The sequence below is a fragment of the Curtobacterium sp. MCBA15_016 genome, assembly GCF_001865105.1.
Lineage (GTDB): Bacteria > Actinomycetota > Actinomycetes > Actinomycetales > Microbacteriaceae > Curtobacterium.
Map to the genome: position 1 here is coordinate 62,857 of NZ_MJGR01000005.1, position 20,909 is coordinate 83,765.

A 20,909-nucleotide genomic window follows, 5' to 3' on the forward strand; every position below is an offset into this window, starting at 1 on the left:
ACCGTTGTCGCATGGCACGGACCCGGCGACAGCCCAGCGAACGCATCCTCATCGCCGGCAGTGTCGACGACCTCCCCGAGATGACCCGCATGCTCGAGGACCTGCCCGGGAACGCCTACGGCCAGGTCTTCGTCGAGGCAGCCCTCGCCGAGCAGGTCCGCACGCTCCCGGCGCCCCCGCGCGTCACGGTGACGTGGCTGCTCCGGAGCGCCCGGACGTCCGCGGTGTCACCCCTCGTCTTCGCGGACCACGGCGAAGCCCTCGCGCACGCCGTCACCGGATGGGCGGCCGAGTGGTGCGTCGCCGACTGCGAACCGCGCACGAGCGTCTGGATCGGCTGCGCCGACAGCCCCTGGGTCGAACGCGCCCGCTCCGTCGTGCAGATCGAACTGGCCGACGCGGGCTTCGACACACTCGTCGGCTGACCGGGTGAGGTCAGCCTTCGCTTCCTTGCGGCATACAAGAGAAGCGGGCACTGTTGTCACCATCGGATCCACCCCACTCGGGTGGGACCACGAGGCAGGAGGAAACGACATGACCAACACCACCAGCACCACGCCCACCACGTCCCCGTTCTCGACGACGCCGGAGCTCGCCGCTGGGGTGGCGCAGTTCCTCGCCCCCGTCGTGATCGACCTCGAGGCGCTCGTCGTCAACGGCAAGCAGGCGCACTGGCACGTCCGTGGCCGCAACTTCGTCGGCGTGCACGAGCTCCTCGACACCATCGTCGAGCACGCCCAGGAGTGGGCCGACCTCGCCGCGGAGCGCATCGTCGCCCTCGGCCTCCCGGTCGACTCCCGCATCGCCACGGTCGCCGCGAACACCACCATCCCGCCGCTGTCCGAGGGCTTCCAGAACTCCGACGTGACCATCACCGAGGTCATCGCCGAGATCGACGCCGCGCTGCTGCAGGTCCGCCGCGCCGTCGAGGGCCTCGACGAGGTCGACCTGAACAGCCAGGACGTCGTCATCGAGATCGAGCGCGGCCTGACCAAGGACCGCTGGTTCCTGCAGGCGCACCTCGCCGCGTAGACGCGACCGAGAACCGGACGGGAGGCGCGGTGCCAGCTGGCACCGCGCCTCCCGTCTCGCTGTCACCGCGTCTGTTCATCGACCAGACCGGGCCCGTTCACCCGCCTGTACCCACGCACAGCCATCCTCGGATGGCACCCGTTCGGGGCACAGACGAGGGGAACACCCAATGCAGCACACTCCGCAGCGCCGCCGCCGCGCGGCGCTCGCACTCGGCGCCGCGCTCATCGCCGGCGCCGTCGCCCTGCCGGGCGCGGCCGAGGCCGTCGGGCAGCTCGCGCTGAACCAGCACGGCGGCGCACAGCGCCACCAGGGCGACCAGACCCGGTCGATCCAGCAGGAGATCGAGCGGGCCGGCGCGAAGAACGTCATCCTGCTCATCGGCGACGGGATGGGCGACTCCGAGATCACCATCGCACGGAACTACCAGTACGGCGCGGCCGGTCGACTCCCGGGCCTCGACGCGCTGCCACTCACCGGCTCGTACACGACGTACTCCCTGTACAAGGACGGTGCGGACAAGGGCAAGCCCGACTACGTCACCGACTCGGCGGCCTCCGGCAGCGCCTGGGCGACCGGGACGAAGACGTACGACGGCGCGATCTCGGTCGACATCGACGGGAAGCAGCAGCAGACGCTCCTCGAGCTCGCGAAGGCGAACGGCCTCCGCACCGGCGACGTGTCCACCGCCGAGATCCAGGACGCCACCCCGGCGGTCCAGGTCGCCCACGTCGGCGCTCGCTCCTGCTACGGCCCGGACACGGCGTCGTGCGGCACGGACGCGCTGCAGAACGGCGGGCTCGGGTCGATCAGCGAGCAGCTGCTGAACACGCGCCCGGACCTCACCCTCGGCGGCGGTTCGGCGAGCTTCCAGCAGACCGCGAAGGCCGGACAGTGGCAGGGCTCGACGCTCTTCGACCAGGCTGAGCAGCGCGGCTACCAGGTGGTCTCCGACGCCGACGGCCTCGCTGCCGTCCGTCGTGCCGACCAGTCGAAGCCGCTCCTCGGGCTCTTCACCCCGGGCAACTTCCCGACCCGGTACGCACCCACCACGGCGACCGTCGGCGGGGCGGACCAGGCACCGGTGCAGTGCACGCCGAACCCGGCACGCCTGTCGACCGGGCTGTCGCTGCAGTCGCTCACGAACAAGTCGATCGACCTGCTGAACCGTGACCGTGCGAAGACCGGCAAGGGCTTCTTCCTGCAGGTCGAGGGCGCGAGCATCGACAAGCAGGACCACGCCGCCGACGCCTGCGGCCAGATCGGCGAGACGATCGACTTCGACGAGGCCGTGCAGTCCGCACTCGCCTTCGCGAAGAAGGACGGCAACACGCTCGTCATCGCCACGGCCGACCACGCCCACTCGAGCCAGATCGTCGACAGCACGCCGCCGACCTCGCTCTCCACGGCGCTCCGCACCGCGGACGGCACCACGATGAAGGTCTCGTACGGCACCTCGGCCGCGGGCAGCTCGCAGCAGCACACCGGCACGCAGGTCCGCATCGCGGCGTACGGCCCGGGTGCCGCGAACGTCGTCGGGCTGTCGGACCAGACGGACACGTTCTCCACCATCCGCGACGGGCTCCGGCTGCACGACGACCTCGCAGCACTGTCGCGCGGCGCCCGCATCGACCTGTCCGTCGGGGCACCGCGTCCGAACCAGCGCGTGACGCTCACCGGGTCGCGGTTCGCCGGTGACCGCCAGGTGCGGGTCGCGGTCGGGTCGACCGACCTCGGCACGGTGGACGTCATCGACGGCACGGCGACGGTGGCGTGGAAGGCGACGTCGGGGAAGTCGACGATCACCTTCACCGGCGTGCAGTCCGGCAAGCAGGCCTCGAAGCAGGTCCGGGTCCGCTAGCCTCCTCGGCTCGGTCGAGACGGCCTGGTGGCACCGGTCCCTCAGGGGGCCGGCGTCACCAGGCCGGTCTCGTACGCCAGCACCACCGCGTGCACCCGGTCCCGCAGCTGCAGCTTCGCCAGGATCCGGCCGACGTGCGTCTTCACCGTCTGCTCGGCGATGTAGAGCTCCGCCGCGATCTCCCCGTTCGACCGGCCCCGTGCCAGCAGCAAGAACACGTCGCGCTCCCGTTCGGTCAGGACCTCGAGCACCTCGGTCCGGGGTGCGGCCGGGAGCGGGCCCGCGACGAACGCCTCGACGAGGTGCCGGGTCACCCGCGGCGCCAGCAACGAATCGCCCGCCGCGACCGTGCGGACCGCCTGCACGAGCTCGTCGGCGCTGGCGTCCTTGAGCAGGAACCCGCTCGCCCCGGCACGGAGGGCGTCGAACACGTAGTCGTCGATGTCGAACGTCGTGAGCATGACGACCCGCACCGGCTGCGTGGCCGGGGCGGCCGTGATCCGTCGGGTCGCCTCGATCCCGTCGAGCTCGGGCATCCGGACGTCCATGAGCACGACGTCGGGTCGCAGCCGCAGCGCCTCGACGACCGCTTCGGCGCCGTCCGACGCCTCGCCCACGACCTCGACGTCGTCCTGGGCCTGGAGGATCGCCCGCAGTCCCATGCGGAACATCTGCTGGTCGTCCACCACCATCACACGCGTCATCGGGTTCCTCGGTCGGGCGGGGCCGTGCTCGGCTGGGCGGGCGGGGCCGTGCTCGGCTGGGCGGGCAGGGTCACGGCGACCCGGAACCCGCCGTCCGGGAGCGGCCCGTGCTCGATCGTCCCGCCGAGTGCCGACACGCGCTCCCGCATGCCGGCGAGCCCGAACCCGCCGTCGTCCGGGGGAGCGGCGGGGACGGTGCCGGCGGGTGGCGCGGCGTTGGTCACCTCGACCGCCAGCAGGGGGCCGCGCCGGGCGACCGTCACGGTCGTGTCGGCACCGGGAGCGTGCCGCGCGACGTTCCCGAGGGCCTCCTGCACGACCCGGTACGCGCTCAGCTGTGCCAGCCGGTCGTCCCCGTCGTCGGGTGCGTCGTCGTCGAGGTGGAGCTCGACCGGGATCCCGGCGGCCCGCGTGGCCTGCACGAGCGCGGGGAGGTCGGCGAGCCGGGGCTGCGGCGCCCGTTCGGCCGAGCCGTCGCCGCGGAGGGTGCCGAGCAGCTGCCGCATCTCGCGGAGCGCCGTCCGCGAGGTCTCGGCGATCGCCGCGAACTCCGCACGTGCTGCCGGCGGGAGGTCGGCCACGCGGAACGGCGCCGACTCGGCCTGCATGTGCACGACGGACATGCTGTGCGCCACGACGTCGTGGAGTTCGCGGGCGATCCGGGAGCGTTCCTCGACCGACCGGCGGCGGGCCTGCTCGAGTTCGGCGTCGCGGCGGGCCTCGGCGAGCTCCACCCGGACGGCCCGGCGCTGCCCGATCGCCACGGCCGTCCCGGCGAGGAGCAGGTCGCTGCCGGCGGACACGACGAAGGTCGCGGCCCAGACGTCGGCCGGGTCCCACCGACCGGGGACCACCGCGACCAGGCCGAGCGTGAGCACCGTCGCCGCGGTCCAGACGGCAGCGGTGAGTCGCCAGTCCGTCCGGACGCCGAGCACGACGAGGAGCGCGCCCACGCCGATGATCGCGGTGACCGGGAGCGGCCACGGACCGGCCGGCGACCCGGCGGTGAGGAGCCCGAGGGCCGCCACTCCCGCCAGGTGCACCACCGAGGCCGTCCGTGGCAGCACGGGAGCGAGCCCGAGCGAGACGGAGAGCACCGCGGTCACGAGCAGCGCGAGCGGGACGGGCACGTCGTACACGGCGACCGTCACGGGTGCGGCCACCGCGAAGAGCGTCGCGGCCACGACGACGAGCACGATCCGGGCGGCGACGACGGGCCAGGTCGCCCACTCCCGGCGCGTCGACCACGGCCGGCGTCGGCGCGGCGTCGCGGGTGGGACGTGGGCGGTCACGGTCGTGCGGTCCCTCCGGAGTGGGCGAGGTGCGGTGCGGGGCGGGCGGCGTCGAGGACCGCTGCCCGGGCGTCCGCGCGGTCGTCCGCCCGGGCGGCTGCTCGGGCCTCCCGCTTCCGGGTGACTCTACCGATGACCCGGTCGACGGCGATCCCCAGTCCGGCGGCGACCACCATCGAGACCAGTGCTGCGACGAGCGGCTCGTGCAGCACACTCGACGCCGCGAGGGCGATCCCGATCGAGGTGGCCGACCACGCCAGCCCGGCGACCGAGCTGATCGCGAGGAACCGGCGGTAGGGGAGCCGGGTCGCACCGGCGGTCATGTTCACCGCGACGCGTCCGACGGGGATGTACCGACCGACGAGGATGAGGCTCGCGGACCGCCGTCGCATCTGGCGCTCGGCGAACGCGAACGCCGCGGCGATCCTCGGACGCCGGGACCGCGCGAGGCGGCCGAGTCCGATCCGACGGCCGATCCAGTAGGCGACGGAGTCCCCGGCGACCGCGCCGAGTGCGGCGGCTGCGAGGACCCCGGCGAGGACCGGCTGGCCGGAGGTCGCGGCGATGGCGGCGACCGCGACGAGGGCGGCCTCGCTCGGCACGGGTGGGAAGAAGCCGTCCACCAGGCAGAGCGCGAAGAGGACGACGAAGACGAGTGGGCTGGCCGCCAGCTCGACGACGAGCGGGGTGATCTGGTCGAACACGGTGGCTCCCTCCGCCGACGGACCTCGTCGACGGGATCGACGCTACGGAGCGTGCGACCGGCTGCCATCCCGCGCGGGTCTCGACCACCCCCTACCGCGGTATGACTTCCCCCTGACGGGTCACGGTGTGGCCTCGGGGTCCGTCCGCGCGGCCTCGGTCGCCGCGGCCGCTTCGCGGATCCGTCGGACGACGGCGGTCGTGGAGTGTTCGGGCACGTAGTCGACCATGACGACCTCGCCGCCGTAGCCCTGCACCACGGCGGTCTCGCGCAGCATCTCGGGGGAGTAGTCGCCGCCCTTCACGTAGACCTCGGGGTGCAGCCGTTCGATGAGCGGGATCGGGGTGTCGGTGGCGAAGACCGTCACCAGGTCGACGCACGCGAGGGCGGCGAGTACGCCGGCCCGGTCCTCGGCCGGGTTGATCGGCCGTTCCGGACCCTTCAGGCGCCGGACGGAGTCGTCGTCGTTCAGTGCGACGACGAGCAGGTCGCCCAGGTCCCGGGCCTGCCGGAGGTACGTCGTGTGCCCGCGGTGGACCACGTCGAAGCAGCCGTTCGTGAACACGATGCGTCGTCCGGCCTCCCGCGCGGCGTCCACCGCGGCGGCGAGCTCGTCGTGGTCGACGACGGTCGCGGCCGGCGCGGTCACCGACTCCAGCAGCGCCGCGGCCGAGCACACCGAGGTCCCGGCCTCGCGGACGACCACGTCGGCTGCCGCCTGGGCGACCGACACGGCGTCGCGGAGCGGGGCGTGCACGGCGAGCGCCACCGTCGCAGCGGCGCAGAAGGTGTCGCCGGCGCCGGAGGCCTGCTGCTCCGACGCGGGGACCGCCCGCGTCCGGAAGCCACCGTCGGAACCGTGCTCGACCAGGACCGTGCCGTCGCGGTCCAGCGTCACGACCGCCGCACGTGCGCCGGTCCGTCGGAGCACCTCGTGCCGGGCGTCGACGATCGCGGACGCCCGGTCCGGGCCGGTCCCGAGCGGCGCACCGAGCAGCGCGGCCGCCTCGCCGGCGTTGGGCGTCACGAGGTCGGGCCGGAGCGCCGCCCAGCGGGTGAGGTCGTGCGCGTCGACGACGACCGCGGTGGGACGGTCGGCGTCGAGCACGGGGACGACGTCGGCCGGGTCCACCCCGAGGCCGTAGTCGCAGACGACCGCGGCGTCGGCGCACCGCAGCGCACGGGCGACGGCCTCGGCCAGCCGGACGCCGTGCTCGGCGGTGGGCTCCGCGGCGATCTCGTCGACGCGGACGACGACCCGGTCGCCGCCGACGACCCGCGACTTCGTCGTGGTGCGGGTGCCGGGGACGACGACCATGCAGGACGTGTCCACCCCGGCGGCGTCGAGGCGTTCGCGGAGCACGGCGCCGGCCTCGTCGTCACCGAGCAGCCCGACCATCCGGACGCGGGCAGCGAGTGCGCGGGCGTTGACCGCGGTGTTCGCCGCGCCACCAGGGACCGCCACGGTCTCCGTCACGCGGACCACCGGGGCCGGGGCCTCGCGCGAGACCCGTTCCGCCTCGCCGACGGTCCAGCGGTCGAGGATGCAGTCGCCGATGACGACGACGAGCGGCTCGCGGTCGTCGACCGTGGCGACGAGGTCCCGGACGAGCCGGACGTCGACGCTCACCGGGCACCGCCGGCCGGCGGGGCCGCCTCGAGGTGCACGACCGTCGTGGTGGTGAGCTCGTCGAGCAGGTGCGGGCCGTACCCGAACCCGGCTCCGGAGGCACCCCGGGGCTGCGCGCTGCCGCCCGGGGCACCGCCGAAGACGGCGTTCACCTTCACCGTGCCGACGGGGAGTTCCGCGGCCGCACGCAGGGCGTGTCCGGTGTCGTTCGTGAGCACCGTCGCCGCGAGGCCGTAGCGGTCGGCCGCCGCGAGTCGCAGGCCCTCGTCGAAGTCCTCGACGACGCGCACGGGGGCGATCGGCCCGAAGGTCTCCTCGGTCATGACGAGCATGTCGTCGGTGACACCGGTGAGCACGGTCGCGGGGTAGAAGGCGCCCGGGCCGTCCGGTGTGGCCCCGCCGGTGCGCGCCGACGCCCCACGCCGCAGGGCATCGTCGACGTGCGACTGCACGGTGCGCCGGAGCCGGTCGTCGACGAGCGGCCCGTACTCCGCCGCCGGGGCGGACGTGCGCCGCTCGGCCTCGGCGACGAGCGCGGTCACGAACGGCTCGGCGACCGCGCGGTGCACGTACACCCGCTCGACGCTCGTGCAGATCTGACCGGTGTTCGCGAAGGCGCCGAGGGCCACCTGGGCGGCGGCCCACACCGGGTCGACGTCGGCGTCCACGACGACCGCGTCGTTCCCGCCGTTCTCCCGGACGACGTGGGCACGGGTCCGCACTGCAGCCTCGGAGAGCCGGTCACCGGTCGCGGTCGAGCCGACGTGCGCGTACACGTTGATGCCGTCCTGTGCGAGGAGCAGTTCACCCGTCGCGCCGTCGCCGTCCACCCCGACGAGGACGCCGTCCGGCAGGACCTCGGCGAGCAGGGCGTTCAGGCGGGCGATCGTCGCGGGGGAGCGCTCGCTGCCCTTGTGCACGACCGTGTTGCCGGTGACGATCGCGGCGCCGAGGATCCCGCACGCCACGGCGACCGGGTCGTTCCACGGGGTGAGCGCGAGCACCACGCCGCGGGGGTGCGGCACCGACCAGTCGGCAGCGCCGAACGCGCCGCGCAGGGCCTCGCCGCGGTGCACGGGTCCGAGCTCGGCGTACTGCACGAGCGTCCCGACCCCGGCCTCGACCCCGCCGAGCGCGTCGCCGGGGACCTTGCCGGTCTCCCGGGTGTTCAGGTCAGCCAGCTCCTGGGCGTGCGCGCGGACGTGCTCGGCAGCGCGGTGCAGCAGGGCACCCCGCTCCGCCGGTGCGGTCCGGGCCCAAATCGGGGCCGCGGCGCGGGCACGGGCGACGGCGGTGCGGACCTCCTCCTCGGAGGCGCGGCGCACCGTCGAGGCGAGGGTCCCGGTGGCGGGGTCGGCCACCACGATGTCATCGGTGGCGGGGGGAGCGATCGTCATGGTGTCCTTCCGGGGGACGGGCGGGGGTCCGACGGTCCTCGCGGGAAGCTGGGCACGCCCACGGCATCGCGTTTCTCGTCCATCCGAGCCCGCTGCTGGACGTCCGGGCGGCCCCTGGTCGGTAGACGGGACGGGTGCAACTGATCGGCAACGGTGGAGAACGGTTCGACGACGTCCGCGAGATCGGGGTGCTCCGGGGCGGGGGCCTCGGCGACCTGCTCTTCGCGGTGCCGGCGCTCGAGGCCCTGGCAGCGGCGTACCCCGACGCGCGCATCACCCTGCTCGGCACGCCGACCGCCCCGGCGGTGCTGCGCGGCCGGACCGACGCCGTGCACGCGTTCGAGGAGCTGCCGGTCGTCCCGGGCGTCCGGGACTCCGGCGAGGGTGCCCCGACCCTCGCGGACTTCGAGTCGCGGCTCGCCGGGCGCTTCGACCTCGCCGTGCAGCTGCACGGGGGCGGACGGAACTCGAACCCGTTCCTCCTCCGGCTCGGCGCCCGGCACACGGTCGGCACCGCCACCGAGGACGCCGAGGTCACGGAGCGTTGGGTCCGCTACGTCTACTACCAGCACGAGGTCCTCCGGGCCCTCGAGGTCGTCTCGCTCGCCGGTGCCGCACCGGTGACGCTCGACCCGCGGGTGCGCGTCTCCGACGAGGAGCGCGCGGCGGTCCGCGACCGGCTCGGCGTCCGCACCGCGTCGGACCGCAGCGGGCGGCTCGTCGCGATCCACCCGGGGGCCACCGATCCACGGCGCCGCTGGAGCCCGGACCGGTTCGCCGCCGTCGCCCGGGCTCGGCTCACCGCCGGTGACGACGTCGTCCTCGTCGGTGACGCCACGGACGTGCCCGCTGCGGCAGCGATCCGGGCCGCGCTGCCCGCCGACTCCGCGGACCGAGTGCACGACCGCACCGGCGCGCTCCCGCTCACCGACCTCCCGGCGGTCCTCGCGGCGGCGGACGTCATGGTCGGCGACGACTCCGGCCCGCGGCACCTCGCCGTGGCCGTGGGCACCCCGACGGTGGGCGTGTTCTGGTTCGGCAACGTGGTGAACGCCGGTCCGTTCGACCGCGGTCGACACCGCGTCCACCTCTCGTACGTGACGCGGTGCCCCGTGTGCGGGGTCGACGTGACGCAGGTCGGGTGGACGGCCGAGCGCTGCGCGCACGACCCGTCCTACGTCGACGAGGTCGAGCCGCAGGCCGTGCTCGACGACGTCGCGGACCTGCTCCGCACCACGTGACGGGAGGCGCGGTGCGGGCCCGCACCGCGCCTCCCGTCCGTCAGACGGTCGCGTCTACGGCCAACTCGGCTCCGTCGCCGGCATGATCGACAGCTCGCGGATCTCGCAGCCGGCCGGCTGCGCGAGCGCGAACAGGATCGCGTTCGCGACGTACTCCGGCTCGATGAGCTGCGCGTCCGGCCCGGGCTTGTACTGCTCCGTGCGGTCGGCGAAGAAGTTCGTCCGCATGCCCGCCGGGATCACGTTCGTGACGCCGACGCTGCCGCCGGTCTCGGCGGCGAGGGCCTGCGAGAACCCGCGGACGCCGAACTTCGACGCCGAGTAGGCGGTGCCGTCCCCGACGCCGCGGAGGGCGAGCGACGAGGAGACCGTGACGACGCGACCGTGCGACGCCTCGAGCGCGGGCAGCGCCGCACGGACGACGGCCGCCGTGCCGAGCAGGTTGACGGCGACGATCCGCTCCCAGTCGCCGGACGAGATGCCGCCGATCGGTGCGGGCTTGTCGATCCCCGCCGCGGTCACGACGGCGTCGAGGCCGCCGTGCCGCTCCGCTGCCTCGCGGACGGCTCGCTCGGTCGCCTCGGTGTCGGTGACGTCGACCGCGACGGCGTCGAGGCCGTCCGGGACGGCATCGATCCGCAGGTCGAGGACGATCGGCGTGCCGCCGGCCTCGGTGACCGCGGCGACGACCGCGGCCCCGAGGCCGGAGGCGCCGCCGGTGACGAGGACGCGGCCGATGGGGGTGGTGGGGACGGGCATGGACTTCCTTCCGTGGTGGGGGTGGTGGGGCGTGCCGGCTCAGCCGACGTGTTCGAGGGCCGCCGCGAGTCGCGTGGTCGACCGGCCGGGGTGGAACGGGACCGTCACGACGCGGCCGCCCCACTCGGCGAGGGTGTGCGACTCCGGGAGCTCGGCCGCGGTGTAGTCGCCGCCCTTCGCCCAGACGTCCGGACGGAAGCGGCGCAGGGCCTCGTCGGGCGTGTGCTCGTCGAAGACCACGACGGCGTCGACACAGTCCAGCGCGAGGAGCAGCTCGACGCGGTCGTCCTGGCCCATGATCGGCCGGTCGGGGCCCTTGAGCGCCCGGACCGAGTCGTCGGAGTTCAGGCAGACGACCAGGCAGTCCCCGAGTGCCCGGGCTGCCGAGAGCGTGCGGGCGTGCCCGGCGTGCAGGAGGTCGAAGCAGCCACCCGTGGCGACCACGGTCCCGCCCGCGTTCCGCACGTCGTGCACGAGGCGCATCGCGTCGCGGTCGGCGCCGGGGACGCGCACGGGGGCCGGACCCTCCTGGGCGAAGAGCGCCGTGACGCCGCCCGCGGCGAGGTACTCGGACGCGGCGGTGACCCCGGCGGTGACGGCCTCGGCGACGTCGGCTCCCGAGGCGAGGGCGACGGCCACACCGGCGGCGAGACGGTCGCCCGCACCGCAGGGGTCGCCTGCGGTGACGGAGGGTGCCGGGACGAAGCGGTTGCCGTCCCTGCTGCTCGCGACGAGCGCGCCGCGGTCGCCGAGCGTCACGGCGACGGCGTCGACGCGCCACGTGGCGACCAGGTGGGCCGCTGCCGCGGTGGCGAAGGTGACGTCCGCGCTGCCGGCGCTGCCCGCGCCGGCGTGGGGCGCCACGACCGCGTCGGCGGTGAACCGGCGCGCCTCGGTGGAGTTCGGGGTCACGACCGCGACCCCGGCGACCGGGGCGGCGCCCTTCGGGTGCGGGTCCCAGACGACGGGGGTGCTCCGGGCCGCGCGGGCGAGGGCCTCCCGCATGGTCGGGGCGGCGGCGACCCCGCGGCCGTAGTCGGCGACCACGACGGCGTCGACCCCGTCGAGGGCGGTGGTCATCGCGTCGGTGACGTCCGGGACGGGCGGGGTGCCGCACCCCTCGTCGATCCGCACGAGCGCGTGGTCGACGACGCGCACGCGGGTCTTCACGGGCGTGGGCGCTCCGGACGGGCCCGCGACGACGGTGACGTCCGGGAGCAGGCTGCGGATCTCCGGTCCCCTGGAGTCGTCGGAGAGCACGGTGACGAGGGTCACGTCGTGGCCGTCGCGCGCGAGCATCGTCGCCACGAGGCCGGCGCCGCCTGCACGGCGGTCGTCGGTGCGGACGTCGACGACGGGCACGGGCGCGTCCGGGCTGAGGCGCTCGCTCGTGCCGGAGACGTCGACGTCGAGCAGGGTGTCCCCGACGACGGCGATGCGGAGCCGCGGCGCGGTCGCGGACCCGTGCGGCTCGGTGGGGTTCCCGTGCGGCCCGGTGGGGTTGCCGTGCGGCCCGGTCATCGCCGTGCCCCGCGGCGGAGCGCCGGTTCCATCGCCCGGCACAGCGCGTGCACGAGGACGAGCTGCGCCTCCTGCACGTTCGCGGAGGGCCCGTCGATGCAGATCGCGTCGTCGACCGCCTCGGCGAGCGGGTTCGGCCGCGGCCCGGTCATCGCGATCGTCCGGGCCCCGACGGCGCGGGCGGCCTCGGCGGCGCGGAGCAGGTTCGGGCTCCGGCCGCTCGTGCTCAGCAGGACGAGGACGTCGCCGGCCCGTGCGTGCGCCGAGACCTGTCGGGCGAAGACCTCGTCGAAGCCGTAGTCGTTCCCGATGGCCGTCACGGCGGAGGACTCGGCGTGCAGGGAGATCGCCGAGTACGCCGGGCGGTCCCCGTCGAAGCGACCGGTCAGCTCGGACGTGAGGTGCTGCGCCTCGGCCGCCGACCCGCCGTTCCCCGCGGCGAGCAACCGACGGCCGGCGACGAGCCGCGCGGCGATGTCGTCCGCCCATGCACCGATGTGGTCGCCGTGGTCGACGAGCGACGCGACCACGGGGACCGAGGCCGCCACGTGGTCGAGCACGATCCGCGCACTGGCGCTCGTGCGCTCGTCGACGGTCCCCGTGCGTTGGTCGATGGTCATCGTGCCGTCCTCTCGGTGGACTGGGTGGAGCGGGCGGCCCGTCCGGCCCGTGGACCGCGGGGCTCGGTGTCGATCGGGGCGAGGGCGTCGGGGGCGAGGGCGTCGGGGACCGGGGCGGCGACCGACCGGCTGCCGGCGAGCAGCCGCCCGTAGACCCGCTCGCTGTCCGCCGCGACCTTCTGCCACGTGTAGCGCGACTCGGCACGCTCGCGGCCGGCCCGTCCGTACTGCGCCCGTCGGTCGGGGTCGTCGAGCAGACCGCCGACGGCCGCGGCGACGGCGTGCTCGTCGCGCGGGGGCACGTGCAGCCCGGTGGCGTCCTCGACGACGGTGTCGATCAGTCCCCCGACGCTCGACGCGACGACCGGGCGTCCGCACGCCATCGCCTCGAGCGGGACGATCCCGAACGGCTCGTACCAGGGCGCGCAGACGACGACGTCCGCGCTGCGGTAGACCGCCGGCATGTCGTGCTGTCCGAGCTGGCCCCGGAAGGTGACGTGGTCGCGGACACCGAGGGACCGCGCGAGCGCGTCGAGGCGCTGGTACTCCGGGTCGTCCGGGAGGTCGGCGCCGGCGACCCCGGCACCGCCGACGACGACGAGTTCGACGTCGCGGCCCTCGTGCACGAGCGCGGCGAGTGCGGCGATGGTGGTCCCGACGCCCTTGCGCCGGACGAGCCGCGACGCCGTGAGGATCCGGGCGGCACGGCCGCGCTCCTCCACGGGGAGACCGGCGCCCTCGGGTCGGAACAGCGACACGTCGACGCCGCAGGGCACCACGGAGATGCGGTGCAGCGGGACACCGAGCGCCTTCAGCTCGAACGCCTCGTCCGAGCACGTCGCCACGACCTGGTCGGCGCTGCGGCCCACCGCGGGCTCGAGCCACTCGCGCTCGGCCGGGCTCGTGTCGGCAGCGCCCTGGTGTCGGCGCTTCACGACCCCGAGCGCGTGGAAGGTCTGGACGACCGGGATGCGGACGCCGCCGGTGCGCGCCTGGACCTGGGCGACGGCTTCGAGGGCCGCGTGCCCGGACATCCAGAAGTGCGCGTGCACGACGTCGGGCCGGTCGACGAACCACTCCGCGGCGAGCACCGACGCGAAGGTCCCCATGTACGGGAAGAGGTCGTCCTTCGGGACCGCCCGCGCGGGCCCGGCATCGACGTGCACGACCTCGACGCCCGGGCGGAGCAGGACGCGCACGGGCTGGTCGGCGTCGTCGCGTCGCGTGTACACCGTCACCCGGTGCCCGCGGTCCGCGAGCGCGCCCGACAGTTCGGCGACGTGCACGTTCTGCCCGCCGGCGTCGACCCCGCCGAGGACCGCGAGCGGACTCGCGTGCTCGGACACCATCGCGATCCTCATCGCGCACTCCCTTCCAGCGCGGCGGAGGCCGTGCGGTTCCGCGTCACGGCGCGCGTCACGGCGTCGTCGAGCAGGTCGTCCCAGTCCGCGGTGAAGCGGCCGAGTGCATGCCGCGCGAGCACAGCCTCGCGGGCGACGGCGCCCCGTCGGCGCGCTTCGTCCGGGTCCTCGAGCAGGGTCCTGGAGGCGCGGACCAGCTGCTCGACGTCCGTCGCGATCGCGCCCGCCTCGGCCGGGACCGTGCGGGCCGCGTCCGTCGTCGCCAGGACCAGGACCGGCATCGCCAGGTGCATCGCCTCGATGAGCGACAGGCCGAGGGACGTCCACCGGTTCGGGTGCACGTACGCCCGGCGCTCGGCGAGGGCGGCGTGCATCGGGTCGGCGGGCACGTCGCCGCGGGCGACCACACGGTCGCCGAAGCCGAGTTCGGGCAGGCGCTCGGTGCCCATGCCCCAGACGTCGACCGGTGCGACCGCGGCGAAGCGGGGGAGCAGGTCGGTCCCGACGACGCGGCCGCGGCGCACGGGTTCGTTGATGACGACGCCGAGTCGGTCGAGCGTGCCGGTGTACCGGGGCCCGGGGTCGACGACGCCGTGCTCGACGACCGTGGTCCGCGTCGTCCCGCAGTCCCACATGAGCGCGTTCCAGTGCGTGACGTGGGCGATGGTGACGTCGTCGCGGTCCCGCAGCGGGTGGCGGCTGTTCGGCACGTCCACACGGGGCGCGTTGTGCTCGACGAACACCATCGGGACCTCGCGCCCGCCGAGCAGCCGGCGCGCCTCGTCGAGTTCCTCGGGCCGCTGCAGCACCACGACGTCGACCTCGGCGTCGGCGACGTCGGCCGGGTCGATCTCGACGACGGAGGCCGGCCAGGCGCGGTCGGCACGGCCGAGCCCCCAGGCGTCCCGGGCGGGCGTGGTCGGGACGAGGTACTCGTGCTGGCCGCGGACGAAGGCGTCCATCCAGCCGCCGTGCACGTGCCACACGAGGATCCGCATGCGGGGCCTTCCGGTCGGGACGAGGAGAAGAGGAGGAGGAGCAGTGCGGAAGCTACGCAGCACCTTCTGGCGTGCTCCGCAGACTTCTCCGGACCATCCGGGAAGCGCGGTCGAGTAGCCTCCGGTGCGCTTGGAGGACGTCCTCGATGCGCACGGAGGACAGGCACGGGTGCCCCGGCACCGGGCACGCTCGGGCTCGGCTGAGGCGACACGGAGCCCCCTGGTCGCCGAGCAGTTCGACGAACGGTGCGTCCGGCGCCCACTTGACCGCCGGGACCACCGGCGAGAACAGGCTGACGATCGGCACGCCCACCGCTGCGGCGAGGTGCGCCGGCCCCGTGTTGCCCACGACGACGACCTCGGCACCGGCCAGGACCGCCGCGAGCTCGGCCGGCGTGGTGCGTCCGCCGAGGTCGATCGCGGTGTCGCCGGCGACCCGCGCCGTCAGGGCGCGCTCGCCCGGCGAGCCCGTGACGACGACGGCGGTGCCCTCCGCCGCGTACGCGGCGACGAGGGCCCGGTGACGGTCCTCCGGCCAGGCGCGGGCCGGGACGCTCGCGCCTGGGTGCACGACCACGTACCGGTCCAGCCCGGCCACCTCGGCAGGCGGGGCGACGTCGAGACGCACGCCGAGCCTCCTGGACGCACCCGACGGCAGTCGGAACCCGGCGGCCTCGACGATGCGGAGGGCGCGCTCGGGTTCCGGGACGTCCTCGGGGAGGTCCTCGCCGGGTCGGAGCCGCACGTCGAGCAGTGAACCGGGGTGGTCGACGCTCGCGCCGGAGACGCGACGGACGCCCGCGAGGCGGAGCAGCAGCGCGACCGGCAGCGGCGACTGGTGGAACGAGGTGAGGACCACGGCCTCGTCCGGCGCCTCCTCGGCGACCAGGGCGCGGAAGTCGGCGAGCAGTGCGTCGTCGATCGGGCGGGCGGTCTCGGTGACCCACGGCGCCGCCCAGACCCGGACCCGGTCCACGCCGGGCAGCAGGTCCGCGGCGGGCGCACCCTGCGGCCCGCACAGCATCGTCACGTGGGACGCGCCGGCGGCCACGGCCCGGACGGCGGGCCCGGCGACGAGGACGTCGCCGAACGAGTCGAGCCGGACGACGAGGACCCGGGGTCCGGTCCTCACGACCGCACCGCCCGCACGTGGTCGAGGACGAGCGCCACGGCGTCCTCGATCGTCGCCGCGACCGTCGGCGCGGCGTCGACCTCCTCCTGCCGGGTGCGCGGCGTCGGGACCAGGACGGCCTGGGCGCCCGCGGCCAGAGCGGCGCCGACGTCCGCGCCGATGTCGCCGACGACCACGAGCTCGGACGGGTCGAGGCCGAGACGTCCGGCCGCGTCGAGGACCATCCCGGGCCGCGGCTTCCGGCACGCGCAGTCGTCGTCGGCGTCGTGCGGGCAGACGCACCACACGTCGAAGGGTCCGACGAGTTCGTCCACCCGGGCGTTCGTGGCGTCGACCTGCTCGCGCGTCGCCATCCCCTTCGCGATCACCGACTGGTTCGTGACGACCCCGAGCGCCAGACCGGCTGCGCGGGCACGTGCCACTGCTCGACGCGCGCCGGGGACGGGCACCACCCGGTGCGGGTCGGCGTTGTACGGGACGTCGATGACGAGCGTGTCGTCCCGGTCGAAGAGGAGACCGCGCACGGTGCGGTCCGGAGCGAGGGCCATGCTCCTGACGTACCGACCGCGGGCCGGTGACGGGTTCAGGAACAGCCGCGGAACGCGTTCCCGGACGGGCGGGCGGCGGCGTCCGTCTAGCGTCGGCGCGGTGACCGCCGTCGACACCCTGCCCCCGTCCGACGGGCGCCCCGAGCTGCTCGTGCTCCGCGCCATCAAGCTCGGCGACCTGCTCGTCGCCGTGCCCGCACTGCACGCGCTGCGCCGCGCCTTCCCGGACCACCGGATCTCGCTCGCGACGACGGCCTGGCTGGCGCCCGTCGTGGAGCTCGTGCCCGACGTGGACGTGCACCTCGCCCAGCACGGTCTGGACCACCCGATCGGCGCACCCGCGGGCGCGGTCGACGTGGCCGTGAACCTGCACGGCGCCGGGCCGGAGTCGTCCGACCTCGTCGCCGCGCTCGGTGCCCGTCGGGTGATCGGCCACGCCGACCCCACGAACGGCTTCGACGGACCGGAGTGGCCCGACGCGGTGCACGAGCGCGACCGCTGGGCCGAGCTGCTCCGGTGGCACGGGATCGAGGCCGACCCCGACGACGTCGCGATCGCCCGTCCCGACGCGCCGCCGGTCGCCGAGGGTGCCGCGGTCGTGCACGTCGGCGCGTTCCACGGTGCGCGGCACTGGCCGACGGACCGCTTCGCCGCCGTGGTGCGCGGACTGCGCGAGCGCGGCCTCGACGTGGTGCTGACGGGAGGCGCGGACGACGTCGAGCGCGCCGCCGCCGTCGCGCAGGCGGCCGGGCTGGCGCCGGGGGCGGTCCTGGCCGGCGTGCTCGCACTGCTGGACTTCGCGGGCGTGATCGCGGCCGCACGGCTCGTCGTGACGGTCGACACCGGTGCCGCGCACCTCGCGTCCGCCTACGGCGTCCCGTCGGTGGTCGTCTTCGGTCCGGCGCCGCCGGAGGCCTGGGGGCCGCCGGCCTCCGGTCCGCACGTCGTCCTCACCGACGCCTCGGTGCGGCGCGGCGACGTCTTCGCCGAGGACCCGGACCCCGCGCTGCTCGCCATCGGGCCCGACGACGTGCTCGCCGCGGTGGACTCGCTCGGCGTGACCGACCCGTCCGCGGCCCGGTAGCGTCGACGGCGAGCGACCCGGACGCGCCGGGTGCTCGCGAGGAGGCGCACGTGTTCGAAGCCGCGAACATCCGGGACTGGATCGGCCTGCCGGTCGTCGACGAGGCGGACGACAAGGTCGGGACGCTCGAGAGCATCTACTACGACACCGCGACGTCCGAGCCCGCCTTCGGCGCGGTGACCACGGGGATGGTCGGCTTCCAGAAGCTCCTGTTCGTGCCCCTGACCGGAGCCCTCGTCGCGCCGAAGCACCTGCGTGTCGCGTACCCGAAGAAGACCATCAAGGCCGCGCCGACGATCGCGACCGACGGCGAGCTCGACGCGTCGCTCGAACCGGAGGTCTACCAGCACTACGGGCTCGAGTACCGCACCGGCAGCGGGGGAGAGCGGCGCCTGGGTCGTCGCTGACCGCGGCGCCCGGTCCGTCGCTGACCGCGGCAGCCGGGTCGACCGGTTAGCCTGGTCCGTCCGACCCGTCCCTGGAGGCCGAACCTGCTCCGCTCCGTCCGCTCGACGCTGCTCGCCGTGGTGGCGGCCTTCGTCGTGCTCGCCGGATCGGTCGCGGGTGGTGGTGCGGCGTCGGCTGCACCGATGTGGCCGGTCCCGCAGCCCTACCCGGTGACCGGTGTGCCGGCGGAGACGCTCGCGGACATCCCGCCGGGCAGCGAGTACGTCGCGCTCGGCGACTCGTACTCCGCCGGGTACGGGCTGTCCGACCCGACGCACCTGCCGACGAGTGCGTGCGGGCAGTCCGCCCAGGACTACCCGCACCGCATCGCCGCGCGCTTCGGGCTCGCCCTCACCGACGTCACGTGCGGCGGCGCCACGAGCGACGACGTCACGAGCGGCTTCCAGTTCAAGGGCGTGCCCCCGCAGATCCGGTCGCTGTCCGAACGCACCCGCCTGGTGACGCTGACGATCGGCGGGAACGACGCCGACCTCTTCGGCACGGCGGCGTCCTGCCTCGCGCTCTCGGCGAAGGGCCCGGTGTTCTCCGGACGCGACGCACCGTCCTGCCGGAGCACGCTCGTGACCGACGGCGAGGACCTGCTCGGCACGAAGATCGAGTCCCGCGTCGCCCTCGGCATCGCCGACACCCTCGCCACGGTCAAGGAAGCCGCGCCGAACGCGACGATCCTCTTCCTCGGGTACCCGGCGATCTTCCCGGACGCCGACCACACGCCGAAGGGCGGCTGCTTCCGGTCCGCCCTCGACCTCGGGACGCTCGCGGGATCGTTCCCGACGAACTCGTACCCGTTCACGAACACCGACGTGCGGTACCTGCACGGCGTGCAGGAGGCGCTGAACGACGTCTCGGCGTCGGCGGCACGAGCAGCCGGGGTCCGGTTCGTCGACGTGTTCTCGTCCACCCAGGCGCACTCGGCGTGCGCGACGAAGAAGCCCTACGTGTCGGGCGTCTCGCTCGACGGCACCGGCGACCTGCGGCGGATCGACCTCGAGCCGGGAGCCCTGCACCCGAACACGCGGGGCGTCGCCTACCTCACGAAGCGCGTGGCGGCCGCCGCGCGCGACCTCGCCGGCTGACCGGTCGCGGCGGGGACCTCCGCGCTGCCGACGTCGTGTGCGCCGTGCGCCGCCCGGGGGACCACGCACACCGGCGACGCCGTCTCCCGCAGGACGTCGTGCAGCACCGACCCCGAGAGCGCCGTCACGTGCCCGAGGCCGAGCACGACGAGCGAGGCACGGCGGGTGTGCGCGGCGATCGCGTGCCCCGGGTGCCCCTCGACGAGCAGCGGGTGGAACCGGACGCCGGGGTACCGAGCGGTCAGGTCCGTCGTGACCCGCTGCAGCAGCTCGGCGTTCCGGGTGCGCCACCGCATCGGGTCCTCGGCGAAGTCCGTGAGGCCCGTGCGGGTCAGCACCGGCATCTCCCAGGCACGCAGGAGCGTCACGCGACGGTGGAGTCGGCGCGCCTCGTCGACGGCGATCGCGAGGGCGCGTTCGTCGATCGGCTCCTCGACCGCGAGGACGACGTCGCCGTCGATCGGGTGCGGTCCCTCCGGCACGACGACCGTCGGCACCGCTGCACGTTCGGCGACCCGGGCCGGGTCCCCACCCGCCGTCGAACCGCGCCGGCCGCGGAAGGTCCCGACGACGAGCAGGTCGCCACCGTCCGACTCCTCGACGAGTGCCGCGGCGAAGGGCCCGGCGTGCCGACGCACCTCGACCCGGACGTCGGGCATCGCCGTGCGGGCAGCGTCCGCCAGGGCGTCGGCCACGCGCTTGCCGTCCGGTCCGGTGCGCCCTTCGATCGCCGGGTCCACGCCGATGACCCGGATGCGTTCGATGCCCGTGCCGACCCGGGACGTGACCCAGTGCAGGGCTTCCTCGTGCGGCTTCGCCGCGTCGGCGGCCAGTGTGACCGTCGTCCACCGTTCGTCCATCCCGATCGACCTCCTCGTCCGGGGTCCTCCGGGGGCGTCGCCATGGCGCTCCTTGCGCTGCAAACTACTCCCGTTGCCCGCTGTGTCGCCGCTGCCCGCTGTGTCGCCGTTGCCCGCTGTGTAGCCTCGCGCTGTGGTGTTGAGCGCTGGACTCCTGCTGTACCGGGCCGACGACGCCGGCGTGCAGGTCTGGATCGCGCACATGGGCGGGCCGTTCTGGCGGAACCGCCCGCGCGCGTGGTCGATCCCGAAGGGGATCGTCGAGCGGGACGAGGACCCGCTCGACACCGCACGGCGCGAGTTCGCCGAGGAGATCGGGGTCGCCGCACCGGACGGACCGGTGACCGACCTCGGCGAGGTGCGGCAGGCGTCCGGCAAGCGCGTGCGGGTGTTCGCGGTCGACGCCCCGGGCTTCTCGGTCGATCGGGTGCGGTCGAACACGGCGCGGATCGAGCTGCCGCGGGGCTCCGGACGGTTCGTCGAGGTGCCGGAGGTCGACGACGCACGCTGGGTCCCGATCGACGAGGCGCGGTCGATGGTCGTCGCGGGACAGGTCGCGGCGCTGGACCGGCTGACCGCGGAGTGACCGGCTCCGGGGTCGTGTCACGAACACGTCTCGGTG

General features: G+C 74.8%; 21 protein-coding genes. 8 read left to right on the forward strand and 13 right to left on the reverse strand.

The features are described 5' to 3' along the window. Positions 1-11 precede the first annotated feature (11 nt). From BIV03_RS03310 to phoA, 3 genes are all read left to right on the forward strand, one after another. Complete coding sequence (locus BIV03_RS03310; protein WP_071294649.1) at positions 12-425, forward strand: SIP domain-containing protein; 414 nt, start codon at positions 12-14, stop codon at positions 423-425. 109 nt (positions 426-534) lie between these two features. Then, positions 535-1,032: a Dps family protein gene (locus tag BIV03_RS03315; protein ID WP_070418937.1), complete on the forward strand. Its 498-nt coding sequence runs from the start codon at positions 535-537 to the stop codon at positions 1,030-1,032. Positions 1,033-1,201: 169 nt separating this feature from the next. Then, complete coding sequence (gene phoA / locus BIV03_RS03320; protein ID WP_071294650.1) at positions 1,202-2,893, forward strand: alkaline phosphatase; 1,692 nt, start codon at positions 1,202-1,204, stop codon at positions 2,891-2,893. Between the two features lie 41 nt (positions 2,894-2,934). Here the strand turns inward: phoA and BIV03_RS03325 are convergent, their stop codons facing one another. The 5 genes from BIV03_RS03325 to BIV03_RS03345 form a co-directional block, all read right to left on the reverse strand. Continuing rightward, positions 2,935-3,597 carry a response regulator transcription factor gene (locus BIV03_RS03325; RefSeq protein WP_071294651.1) on the reverse strand — a complete coding sequence of 221 codons (663 nt, stop codon included), beginning with the start codon at positions 3,595-3,597 and terminating at the stop codon, positions 2,935-2,937. Then, positions 3,594-4,889, reverse strand: coding sequence for a sensor histidine kinase (locus tag BIV03_RS03330; RefSeq protein WP_083403174.1), 1,296 nt, complete (start codon positions 4,887-4,889; stop codon positions 3,594-3,596). Before BIV03_RS03330 ends, BIV03_RS03325 begins: the two co-directional genes overlap by 4 nt. After that, entirely contained in the window at positions 4,886-5,593 is a 708-nt protein-coding gene (locus BIV03_RS03335) for a DedA family protein (RefSeq protein ID WP_071294652.1), read from the reverse strand. Before BIV03_RS03335 ends, BIV03_RS03330 begins: the two co-directional genes overlap by 4 nt. A 120-nt stretch (positions 5,594-5,713) precedes the next feature. Then, positions 5,714-7,222: a D-glycero-beta-D-manno-heptose 1-phosphate adenylyltransferase gene (gene rfaE2, locus BIV03_RS03340; protein ID WP_071294653.1), complete on the reverse strand. Its 1,509-nt coding sequence runs from the start codon at positions 7,220-7,222 to the stop codon at positions 5,714-5,716. After that, positions 7,219-8,619 (reverse strand): aldehyde dehydrogenase, encoded by a 1,401-nt coding sequence (locus BIV03_RS03345; RefSeq protein ID WP_071294654.1) that lies wholly within the window; start codon positions 8,617-8,619, stop codon positions 7,219-7,221. Before BIV03_RS03345 ends, rfaE2 begins: the two co-directional genes overlap by 4 nt. Positions 8,620-8,753: 134 nt before the next feature. Here BIV03_RS03345 and BIV03_RS03350 point away from each other — a divergent pair, with 134 nt between their 5' ends. Beyond that, entirely contained in the window at positions 8,754-9,860 is a 1,107-nt protein-coding gene (locus BIV03_RS03350; protein ID WP_071294655.1) for a glycosyltransferase family 9 protein, read from the forward strand. A 54-nt stretch (positions 9,861-9,914) separates the two neighbouring features. Here the strand turns inward: BIV03_RS03350 and BIV03_RS03355 are convergent, their stop codons facing one another. The 7 genes from BIV03_RS03355 to BIV03_RS03385 are packed head-to-tail and all read right to left on the reverse strand — an operon-like array spanning position 9,915 to position 16,799. Beyond that, positions 9,915-10,619 (reverse strand): SDR family oxidoreductase, encoded by a 705-nt coding sequence (locus BIV03_RS03355; RefSeq protein ID WP_071294656.1) that lies wholly within the window; start codon positions 10,617-10,619, stop codon positions 9,915-9,917. A 39-nt stretch (positions 10,620-10,658) separates the two neighbouring features. Further along, on the reverse strand, positions 10,659-12,140 hold the full coding sequence (locus BIV03_RS03360) for a PfkB family carbohydrate kinase (RefSeq protein ID WP_083403175.1): 1,482 nt from the start codon (positions 12,138-12,140) through the stop codon (positions 10,659-10,661). Beyond that, entirely contained in the window at positions 12,137-12,760 is a 624-nt protein-coding gene (locus BIV03_RS03365) for an SIS domain-containing protein (protein ID WP_071294657.1), read from the reverse strand. Before BIV03_RS03365 ends, BIV03_RS03360 begins: the two co-directional genes overlap by 4 nt. Further along, a complete protein-coding gene (locus BIV03_RS03370) occupies positions 12,757-14,121 on the reverse strand; it encodes a glycosyltransferase (protein WP_083403176.1) in 1,365 nt (454 codons plus the stop codon). The genes BIV03_RS03365 and BIV03_RS03370 overlap by 4 nt, the downstream gene beginning before the upstream one ends. Further along, entirely contained in the window at positions 14,118-15,119 is a 1,002-nt protein-coding gene (locus BIV03_RS03375; protein ID WP_071294658.1) for a glycosyltransferase, read from the reverse strand. The genes BIV03_RS03370 and BIV03_RS03375 overlap by 4 nt, the downstream gene beginning before the upstream one ends. 52 nt (positions 15,120-15,171) lie before the next feature. Continuing rightward, a complete protein-coding gene (locus BIV03_RS03380) occupies positions 15,172-16,251 on the reverse strand; it encodes a glycosyltransferase family 9 protein (RefSeq protein WP_071294659.1) in 1,080 nt (359 codons plus the stop codon). Continuing rightward, positions 16,248-16,799 carry an HAD-IIIA family hydrolase gene (locus BIV03_RS03385; RefSeq protein WP_071294660.1) on the reverse strand — a complete coding sequence of 184 codons (552 nt, stop codon included), beginning with the start codon at positions 16,797-16,799 and terminating at the stop codon, positions 16,248-16,250. Before BIV03_RS03385 ends, BIV03_RS03380 begins: the two co-directional genes overlap by 4 nt. Before the next feature lie 100 nt (positions 16,800-16,899). On the opposite strand from BIV03_RS03385, the gene BIV03_RS03390 reads away from it, so the two are divergent. The 3 genes from BIV03_RS03390 to BIV03_RS03400 all read left to right on the forward strand — a co-directional run bounded on the left by BIV03_RS03390 (position 16,900) and on the right by BIV03_RS03400 (position 19,427). Continuing rightward, the gene (locus BIV03_RS03390; RefSeq protein ID WP_071294661.1) at positions 16,900-17,883 is read left to right on the forward strand and encodes a glycosyltransferase family 9 protein; all 984 of its coding nucleotides are present in this window, start codon (positions 16,900-16,902) and stop codon (positions 17,881-17,883) included. Between the two features lie 50 nt (positions 17,884-17,933). Next, complete coding sequence (locus BIV03_RS03395) at positions 17,934-18,290, forward strand: PRC-barrel domain-containing protein (RefSeq protein ID WP_070418952.1); 357 nt, start codon at positions 17,934-17,936, stop codon at positions 18,288-18,290. Between the two features lie 117 nt (positions 18,291-18,407). After that, complete coding sequence (locus tag BIV03_RS03400) at positions 18,408-19,427, forward strand: SGNH/GDSL hydrolase family protein (protein WP_071294662.1); 1,020 nt, start codon at positions 18,408-18,410, stop codon at positions 19,425-19,427. Here the strand turns inward: BIV03_RS03400 and BIV03_RS03405 are convergent. Continuing rightward, positions 19,379-20,287, reverse strand: a complete 909-nt coding sequence (locus BIV03_RS03405; protein ID WP_071294663.1) for a universal stress protein — start codon at positions 20,285-20,287, stop codon at positions 19,379-19,381. The genes BIV03_RS03400 and BIV03_RS03405 overlap by 49 nt on opposite strands. Before the next feature lie 133 nt (positions 20,288-20,420). Here BIV03_RS03405 and BIV03_RS03410 point away from each other — a divergent pair, with 133 nt between their 5' ends. Continuing rightward, positions 20,421-20,873, forward strand: a complete 453-nt coding sequence (locus BIV03_RS03410) for an NUDIX domain-containing protein (protein WP_071294664.1) — start codon at positions 20,421-20,423, stop codon at positions 20,871-20,873. Positions 20,874-20,909 lie beyond the last annotated feature (36 nt).

Coding starts and splice junctions, on each gene's coding strand:
- phoA (WP_071294650.1), top strand. CDS start 1,202: ATGCAGCACACTCCGCAGCGCCGCCGCCGCGCGGCGCTCGCACTCGGC.
- BIV03_RS03315 (WP_070418937.1), top strand. CDS start 535: ATGACCAACACCACCAGCACCACGCCCACCACGTCCCCGTTCTCGACG.
- BIV03_RS03375 (WP_071294658.1), bottom strand. CDS start 15,119: ATGCGGATCCTCGTGTGGCACGTGCACGGCGGCTGGATGGACGCCTTC.
- BIV03_RS03310 (WP_071294649.1), top strand. CDS start 12: ATGGCACGGACCCGGCGACAGCCCAGCGAACGCATCCTCATCGCCGGC.
- BIV03_RS03385 (WP_071294660.1), bottom strand. CDS start 16,799: ATGGCCCTCGCTCCGGACCGCACCGTGCGCGGTCTCCTCTTCGACCGG.
- BIV03_RS03370 (WP_083403176.1), bottom strand. CDS start 14,121: ATGAGGATCGCGATGGTGTCCGAGCACGCGAGTCCGCTCGCGGTCCTC.
- BIV03_RS03365 (WP_071294657.1), bottom strand. CDS start 12,760: ATGACCATCGACCAACGCACGGGGACCGTCGACGAGCGCACGAGCGCC.
- BIV03_RS03325 (WP_071294651.1), bottom strand. CDS start 3,597: ATGACGCGTGTGATGGTGGTGGACGACCAGCAGATGTTCCGCATGGGA.
- BIV03_RS03360 (WP_083403175.1), bottom strand. CDS start 12,140: ATGACCGGGCCGCACGGCAACCCCACCGGGCCGCACGGGAACCCCACC.
- BIV03_RS03355 (WP_071294656.1), bottom strand. CDS start 10,619: ATGCCCGTCCCCACCACCCCCATCGGCCGCGTCCTCGTCACCGGCGGC.
- BIV03_RS03345 (WP_071294654.1), bottom strand. CDS start 8,619: ATGACGATCGCTCCCCCCGCCACCGATGACATCGTGGTGGCCGACCCC.
- BIV03_RS03405 (WP_071294663.1), bottom strand. CDS start 20,287: ATGGACGAACGGTGGACGACGGTCACACTGGCCGCCGACGCGGCGAAG.